A 7,552-nucleotide genomic window follows, 5' to 3' on the forward strand; every position below is an offset into this window, starting at 1 on the left:
GGCGCGCGGACGGCGCGCCGACGGGGAGGGTTAGGTGGCCGCCTTCTCCAGGGTCATCGCAGTGCGGAGGGCTCCACGTGCGCGACGCCGGTCGCCGGATGCGTCGTAGGCCAGCCCGAGGCGGAACCAGGCCCTCCAGTCATCGGGGGCGGCATCCACGGCGTCGCGGTACTCGGGGAACTGGCCGTCGGCGGCATCCCGGTACGGTCGCCCGCTGGGTCGGGTGGGCAGGTCGTTGACCGGCAGGGCGCCCTCGGCGTCGAGCTGCTTGACCAGACGTTCGCACCGGGCGCCGAACATGATTTCCCGCACCAGGGCCCACGCGCCGATGATCGGCAGCACGATGAGCGCGACGCCGATGATGATGCCGACCGGGTCACCGCTCTGCGCAAAGAGCACGGCGCGCCAGCCGACGAGAACCAGGTAGAACACGAGGAGGAGGGCCATCACGATGACGGCGACGCGGCCCTTCATTCGCCGGGCTCCATCTCGGCCTCTTCCGGGCGGGCCGGCGGAACCGCCGACGCCGGGGGCGCCTCGGCGGTCGCGGCCGGCAGGCCGAGGTCGATGAGCTGGTCGAGTCCGACGGTGACGCCCACGCACGTGCGCGCGGCGGCGAGGGCCACGAGGATGCCGCGCTCGTAGGCATCCGCCGAGAGGGTGTTGTGGGTGATGGTGAGGGTCTCCCCCGCTCCCCCGAAGATCACGTCCTGGCGGGCCAGCAGCCCGGCCAGCCGCAGGCTGTGCACGGGAACCGTGGCGACCTGCTGCCCGCGGGCGCGCTGGTCGATGTGCGGTGCGGCGACGGGGCCGAGGCCGGCCCGGGCGGCGGCCATCAGCTCGGCGGTGCGCACGGCGGTGCCGGACGGGGAATCCACCTTGCCGGCCTGGTGCGCCTCGACGATCTCGACGGAGTCGAAGAACCGCGCGGCGAGGGCCGCGAAGGCGGTGCCGAGCACCGACCCGAGCGAGAAGTTGGGAATGATCACCGCGCCGACGTCGGCACGGCCCTTGAGCTTGTGGCTGAGGCTGTCGATGCGGGACTGGGACCAGCCGGAGGTGCCGACCAGCACCCGGATGCCGTTGTCGACGGCGAAATCGACGACGCTCTGGCTGACCGCCGGCACGGTCAGGTCGATCACCACGTCGGCGCCGAGCATCTCGCTCAACGCGCTGGACGAGTTGAGCCGGGCGACCAGGTCATACTCTGCTGCGTTCTCGACCAGGTCGCAGACCAGGCGACCCATTTTGCCCGTTGCGCCGATGACGGCCACCCGTGTTGTCATGCTGCCAATCTACCAAGTGCCGGCGGGCCCGGTCCGCGGCGTCGACGCCGCTCCAGCCGCCTGCGCGACCCCAAAGCTTGAGAAGGCGCAGAAGCGGTGCTTCTATCGGTCAGGAAGTTCGCAATGCCCCCTTGTCCCAACGCGGAAGTGTCCAGCACTTCCCGACGAGTCGGAAGAGGTGCCAGCGTGACCGAACCATCCCGGGGAACCTCCCCCGGCTCTCCCCGTGCCCGGGCGGCCGCCAGAAGCCGGCAGGCGGATGACGCTCGTCGAGAGCGAACGGCGGCGCATTTCGCTGCGGCGGCCGCCAGCACACCGGAAGCCCGCCTCGGCATCCACCAGCGGATCGTCCTCGACCACATCGAGATCGCCGAGGTCATCGCACGGCGGTACGCCAGTCCGCGTTCCGACTGGAGCGACTTGAAGCAGGTAGCCTGCCTCGGGCTGATCAAAGCGGTGAAAGGCTTCGATACGGCCAAGGGAACCGATTTCGTGGCCTACTGTGTGCCGACCATTGCCGGGGAGGTGAAGCGGCATCTGCGCGATCACGGCTGGTTCGTGCGGCCGCCCCGCTCGGTGCAGGACCTGCGTGCCCGAATCAGGGAGGAGAGCCACAGCCTCGTCCAGGCACTGGGCCGTGAACCGTCGTCACAGGATCTGGCCGGCGCGCTATCCGTCGGCCTCGGCCCGATCATCGAGGCTTTGCAGAGCGAGGGCAGCCTGCGACCGGCGTCCCTGGACGTCACGGGCGACTCCGACGGTGATGACTGCGCCCGCGGGCTCCAGGAAGTGCTTGGCAGCGATGACGCCGTGCTGGCCCAGGCCGAGCTGAGGGTGCTGGTCGTGCAGGCGTGTCGGGGCCTCGCTCCACGGGAGCGGCACATCCTATACCGGCGGTACTTCGAGGACTGGACCCAGGCCCAGATCGCCCTCGAGTTGCGGATCACCCAGATGCAGGTCTCCCGGCTGCTCGGCCAGATTTTGGCCAAGCTGCGCCTCGAACTGACAGGTCCGCCGCCCCCCGCACCCGCCTCGGCGTCACCCCCAGCGGGTCAGGCGCCACTCATCAGCGATCTGGCCGCCGCGATCACCTCGGATGCCGAAACAGCCAGCAGCGCCGGGTCGGGCTGATCGGCGAACGGGTCACCGGACCCCTGCCGGTTCCCGGTCAGGGCGATGTGCGGCCCATGTTCCGGCGGACCCCACAACGCCGGCGACACCGGCCCGAAGATAACGACGGAGGGCACACCATAGGCAGAGGCCAGGTGGGCCCCTCCGGTGTCGGCGGAAATCAGCATCCCCGCCGCGGCGATCAACGCCGCGAACTCGTCCAAGCGCAGCCGCCCCGCCAGATTGGCGGTGTCCGGCAGGTCGGCGAGGCGCGCCACCGTCGTCGCCCGGGGGCGATCGGCGGTGTTCCCGCTGACAACAACCTGCCGGCCGCCCGCAGCGAGCTGGCGGGCGACGGCGGCGAAACGGTCCGCCGGCCACCGCCGGGAGCCATACGCGGCACCGACGTGAACGACCACCGCGCCGGGCGCCGGGCTGGCCACGGGCGGCCGGGCGATGGCGACCTCGTCCGGGTCGGCCGGCATGCCGTGGGCGGCCACCAGGTCGGCCCAGCGCACCCGCTCATGGAGGCCCTCCCGCCACACGGGCCCGGGCCAGCCACGGTCACGGTGCCCGATTTTGCACCGGGCACCCAGCTCGTCCAGCAGGCGGGAACTCACCGGTCCGCGGCCGTGCAGATTCACTACGACGTCAGTGATTCCCGGGCTCATCTGCAGAGGCCTGTCCACTCCCGCGGTGGGAAGCACCGACTCGATACCGCCGACCAGACTCACCACCGGCTCCAGCCAACCGGGCGCGGCGAGCACCAGCCGGTGCTCGGGGAACCCCCTCGACAGCGCACGAACCGCGGGCACAGCGGTCAGCAGGTCGCCCAGTCCCAGGGCGCGCAACACCAGGAGGATCGGCTGGTCGGACGGCGACACGGCAGCGGGCATGCCACCACCATGGCAGCGTTCGGCCGGAGCGCCAGTGCCCCCCGATGGACGTTTAGGCCGGCCGCGGCGGGGGCACAGGGACACCATGACCGACGCGGGCTTCGCAGGAACCAGGGCCGTGCTCTTCGACAGGGACGGCACCTTGGTCGTCGACGTGCCGTACAACGGCGATCCGAGACTTGTCGAGCCGATGCCCACGGCCATCCGTGCCCTGCGGTTGCTGCGTCGGTGCGGGCTGATGGCCGGCGTCATCACCAATCAATCAGGGGTGGCGCGCGGCCTGCTGACCCTCGAGGACACCACGAGTGTCAACCGCCGGGTGGACGAGATCTTCGGCGGCTTCGACGTGTGGTGCGTCTGCCCGCACGCGGCCGATGCCGCGTGTGCCTGTCGGAAACCCAAGCCGGGTCTCGTCCTCACCGCGGCCGGCCAGCTCGGGCTCCGCCCCACGCAAGTCGTCGTCATCGGCGACATCGGTTCGGATGTCGCCGCGGCGGCCGCCGCCGGCGCGCGGTCGATCCTGGTTCCCACCAGGCACACCCGGTTCGGGGAAATCCTGGACGCGCCGGTTGTGGCCCCCGATCTGCTCAGCGCCGTCGACGCGCTCGTGGCAGACCTGCCCGGCGGGAGGGTCCGGTGAGCCGCCGCGTGCTGGTCGCGCGGCTGGACAGCCTGGGCGACGTCCTCCTGGCCGGGCCGGCAGTGCGGGCGATCGCCGCCGGCCGTTCGGGTGAGTCCAGGGAGGTCTGGATGCTGTGCGGCCCGCAAGGCGCCCCGGCCGCCCGGCTGTTGCCCGGCGTGCATTCCGTGCTCACCTGGTCCTGCCCGTGGATCGTGGATCCTGCCCCACCGCCGACGGCTCAGCTCATCGCCGAGTTGCTCGCCATGGTGCGCTCCTGTAGCCCGGACGAGGCGGTGATCCTTTCGTCGTTCCACCAGTCCCCACTTCCCCTGGCCCTGCTTCTGCGCCTCGCTGGGGTGTCGAACATCGTCGGCGCCTCCATGGATTACGCGGGGGCGCTCCTGGACGCACGGCTTCGTCCGGGCGAGGACTTCCCGGAGGACCAGCCCGAGGCGCTGCGGGCGCTCGCCATCGCCCGGGCGGCCGGGTATGACCTGCCGGCTGGCGACGACGGTCGACTTCGACTTCGGCAGGACCTGCCCGAAGTCGAGAAGCACCCAGCTCCGGCTGAGTCAGCACCGCTGCGGCCCGGCCGGCATCTTTCCGGCCAGGCGACGCCCTACCTGGTGGTGCATCCCGGCACCGATGCCCCGGCACGGAGCTGGCCGGCGACGCACTTCCGGTCACTCGTCGCGCTGCTGGTCGAGTGCGGTTTCCGCGTCGCCGTCACCGGTGGACCCGGCGAGCGCGCCTTGACCCGGTACGTGGCGGGAGAAGATGGAGTCGACCTCGGCGGCCGCACCGGCACGGCCGACCTGGCCGCGATACTCGCCGGCGCCGACGTGGTGATCACCGGCAACACCGGCCCCGCCCATCTCGCGGCCGCCGTCGGGACCCCCGTTGTCAGCCTGTTCGCGCCGGTCGTGCCGGCGGTGCGCTGGGCACCATACGGCGTGGACACGGTGATTCTGGGCGACCAGGAGGCCGCTTGCCGCGGAAGCCGCGCCCGGACCTGCCCCGTACCGGGGCACCCCTGTCTCACCGGCGTTTCCGCGACGGATGCCGCGCGGGCGGCCCTGCAACTGCTCGCCCGCGCCGGCCGGCCGTTGGCGGTTCCCCGGCCGGACCGGCCCGCCGGGGAGGGGGCGGCATGAGAATCCTGCTGTGGCACGTGCACGGGTCCTGGACCGACGCCTTCGTGCAGGGCGGGCACGATTACCTGCTGCCCACGACCGTTCCCGGCGATCCATGGGGGCTCGGCCGCGCCGGCCGGGACTGGCCGGAGCGCGCGGTCGACGTGCCGGCCGACCACCTGCACGACGCGGACATCGACTGCATCGTGCTGCAACGCCCTCGGGAGGTGGAGCTGTGTGAGCAGCTGCTCGGCGTCCGGCCTGGCCGGGACGTCCCCGCCGTCTTCGTTGAACACAACACGCCGCGGGTCGACGTGCCCAACAGCCTCCACGTGCTTGCCGACCGCTCCGACATCCCCGTTGTCCACGTGAGCTACTTCAATGACCTGTTCTGGGAGTGCGGCCGGGCACCCACGACCGTCATCGAACATGGCATCGTCGACCCCGGGGCGCTTTATACCGGCGAGCTGCCCAGGATGGCGGCCGTCATCAACGAACCAGTACGGCGCTGGCGGGTCACGGGAACGGACCTGCTCAGCCGTTTCGGCACGGCCGGCCCGGTGGACCTCTTCGGCATTCCCGACCGCGCGCCCGTCGACCCGCTCGTTTCGGCCAGCGGAGTGCAGCACCGAGGGGACCTGCCCTCCGGGCAGCTGCACGCGGCACTCGCCCGCCGCCGGCTCTACGTACACCCGGCCAGGTGGACGTCGCTCGGCTTGTCGTTGATCGAGGCGATGCATCTGGCGATGCCCGTGCTCGTCCTGGCCACCACCGAGGCCGTCCGCGCCGTGCCGCCCGAGGCGGGCGCGATTTCCACCAACGTCGATGAGCTGGTGGCCACCGCCAGGGTGTTGTTGGCAGACCCCGACGAGGCGCGCCGGCGTGGGCTGCTGGCCCGCCGTGCCGCCCTGACCCACTACGGCCTGGCCCTGTTCCTCCGGCGCTGGGACGAGGTGCTCGACGACGTGACCCGGCGAGCGCACGGCCGGCTCCCGGCGCTGGACCCTGGCGCGCGGGCACACAAGGTTTCGGCCGCGGATACCGCCGCGGCCGCCGGCCCGAAAGGGAGTCCTCGATGAAGATCGCCTTGGTATCCGAGCACGCGAGCCCCCTTGCCGCGCTGGGCGGCGTGGACGCCGGCGGACAGAACGTGCATGTTGCCGCCCTGGCCTGCGCCCTTGCCCGGCTGGGCCATACCGTGACCGTGTACACCCGCCGCGACGACGACGCCCTGCCGGAGAGGGTGGTTGCCGCACCCGGTGTGGAGGTGGTGCACATCACCGCCGGGCCCCCGGTTCCCATCAGCAAGGACGATCTTGTCCCTCTCCTGCCGGAGCTGGCCGCGGGAATCGCGGCGGACTGGCGCACCGATCCCCCCGACCTGGTACACGGCCATTTCTGGATGTCCGGGGTCGCCTGCCTGGCCGCGGTGCAGGTCCTCGCCGACTCGGGCGCAGGCCGCATCCCCGTGGTCCAGACGTTCCACGCCCTCGGAACGGTCAAACGCCGCCACCAGGGCAGCGATGACACCAGCCCGCCCGAACGCCAGGCGCTCGAGCCGTGGGTCGGACAGAGCGTCGACGCCGTCATCGCCACCTGCTCAGACGAGGTGCTCGAGCTGCGCGCACTGGGCGTAGACCCCAGGATCGTGTCCGTGGTGCCGTGCGGCGTGGATCTCGGCCTGTTCCGCCCCGACGGTCCCCGAGAAGAAGACAAGCCGCGGAACCGGACCCGCGTGGCGGTGGTGGGCCGACTCGTTCCCCGGAAAGGCGTCGATCTGGTGATCGCGGCCGTGGCCCTGCTCAGGAACGCCGGCCGGGACGACCTCGACCTGATCATCGTGGGTGGCGGAAGGTCGCAGGAGGAGATGGGCCTCGACCCGGACGGACTCCGGCTCAAGCGCACAGCGGCCGACCACGGCGTGGCGGCGCAGGTCATCCTCCGTGGCCAGGTGGCGCAGGCGCAGCTTCCCGCCCTCCTCCGCTCGGTCAGCGTCGTTGTCTGCGCGCCCTGGTACGAGCCGTTCGGAATCACGCCGTTGGAGGCGATGGCCTGCGGCGTGCCCGTCGTCGTGGCGGCCGTCGGCGGGCTGACCGACAGCGTGGTCGACGGCGTGACCGGTATCCACGTTCCTCCGCGAGATCCGGCGGCGATCGCGATGGCCCTCGGGCACCTGCTTGACCATCCGGATGAGGCCGCGAGGCTGGGCAGGGCGGGTCACGCTCGGGTGCAGAGCCGCTACTCCTGGGACCTGATCGCTGCGGCCACCGTTGAGGTGTATCGCTCGGTGCTGACCATGGCCGAGCCGAAGGCGGTCACCTCCGCAGGGGTCGCCGCGGCGTTCGCCGGGCAGCCGGCCCACGTCGTGGCCGCCGGCCGCGGGGAGCACTGACCGTGTTCGGGGCATCGTTCACCCAGTCCCGCACCGACGCCGCGTCGACCGGCCTGTCGCCCGGCGCGACGCCCGGCGCGACGCTCGGCGCGACGGCCGGCGGGACGGCCGGC

8 protein-coding genes are annotated in these 7,552 nt (G+C 71.9%); 5 read left to right on the plus strand and 3 right to left on the minus strand.

The window, feature by feature from the left end; genetic code table 11:
- Positions 1 to 30: 30 nt before the first annotated feature.
- Together JWP54_RS08695 and dapB are read right to left on the minus strand one after the other, a co-directional pair.
- Positions 31 to 474 carry a tetratricopeptide repeat protein gene (locus tag JWP54_RS08695; RefSeq protein WP_297370452.1) on the minus strand — a complete coding sequence of 148 codons (444 nt, stop codon included), beginning with the start codon at positions 472 to 474 and terminating at the stop codon, positions 31 to 33.
- Positions 471 to 1,286, minus strand: coding sequence for a 4-hydroxy-tetrahydrodipicolinate reductase (dapB, locus tag JWP54_RS08700; RefSeq protein ID WP_297370455.1), 816 nt, complete (start codon positions 1,284 to 1,286; stop codon positions 471 to 473). Before dapB ends, JWP54_RS08695 begins: the two co-directional genes overlap by 4 nt.
- 186 nt (positions 1,287 to 1,472) lie before the next feature.
- On the opposite strand from dapB, the gene JWP54_RS08705 reads away from it, so the two are divergent.
- A complete protein-coding gene (locus tag JWP54_RS08705; protein WP_297370458.1) occupies positions 1,473 to 2,417 on the plus strand; it encodes a sigma-70 family RNA polymerase sigma factor in 945 nt (314 codons plus the stop codon).
- Here JWP54_RS08705 and JWP54_RS08710 read toward each other — a convergent pair.
- The gene (locus JWP54_RS08710; RefSeq protein WP_297370461.1) at positions 2,339 to 3,292 is read right to left on the minus strand and encodes a glycosyltransferase family 9 protein; all 954 of its coding nucleotides are present in this window, start codon (positions 3,290 to 3,292) and stop codon (positions 2,339 to 2,341) included. The genes JWP54_RS08705 and JWP54_RS08710 overlap by 79 nt on opposite strands.
- Before the next feature lie 85 nt (positions 3,293 to 3,377).
- Here JWP54_RS08710 and JWP54_RS08715 point away from each other — a divergent pair, with 85 nt between their 5' ends.
- The 4 genes from JWP54_RS08715 to JWP54_RS08730 are packed head-to-tail and all read left to right on the plus strand — an operon-like array spanning position 3,378 to position 7,439.
- Positions 3,378 to 3,932 carry an HAD-IIIA family hydrolase gene (locus JWP54_RS08715; RefSeq protein ID WP_297370464.1) on the plus strand — a complete coding sequence of 185 codons (555 nt, stop codon included), beginning with the start codon at positions 3,378 to 3,380 and terminating at the stop codon, positions 3,930 to 3,932.
- Positions 3,929 to 5,068: a glycosyltransferase family 9 protein gene (locus JWP54_RS08720; RefSeq protein WP_297370466.1), complete on the plus strand. Its 1,140-nt coding sequence runs from the start codon at positions 3,929 to 3,931 to the stop codon at positions 5,066 to 5,068. Before JWP54_RS08715 ends, JWP54_RS08720 begins: the two co-directional genes overlap by 4 nt.
- The gene (locus JWP54_RS08725; RefSeq protein ID WP_297370469.1) at positions 5,065 to 6,126 is read left to right on the plus strand and encodes a glycosyltransferase; all 1,062 of its coding nucleotides are present in this window, start codon (positions 5,065 to 5,067) and stop codon (positions 6,124 to 6,126) included. Before JWP54_RS08720 ends, JWP54_RS08725 begins: the two co-directional genes overlap by 4 nt.
- Positions 6,123 to 7,439 (plus strand): glycosyltransferase, encoded by a 1,317-nt coding sequence (locus JWP54_RS08730; protein WP_297370472.1) that lies wholly within the window; start codon positions 6,123 to 6,125, stop codon positions 7,437 to 7,439. Before JWP54_RS08725 ends, JWP54_RS08730 begins: the two co-directional genes overlap by 4 nt.
- Positions 7,440 to 7,552: the final 113 nt, after the last annotated feature.

Origin of the sequence: Cryobacterium sp. (assembly GCF_025463825.1) — a bacterium.
GTDB lineage: Bacteria > Actinomycetota > Actinomycetes > Actinomycetales > Microbacteriaceae > Cryobacterium.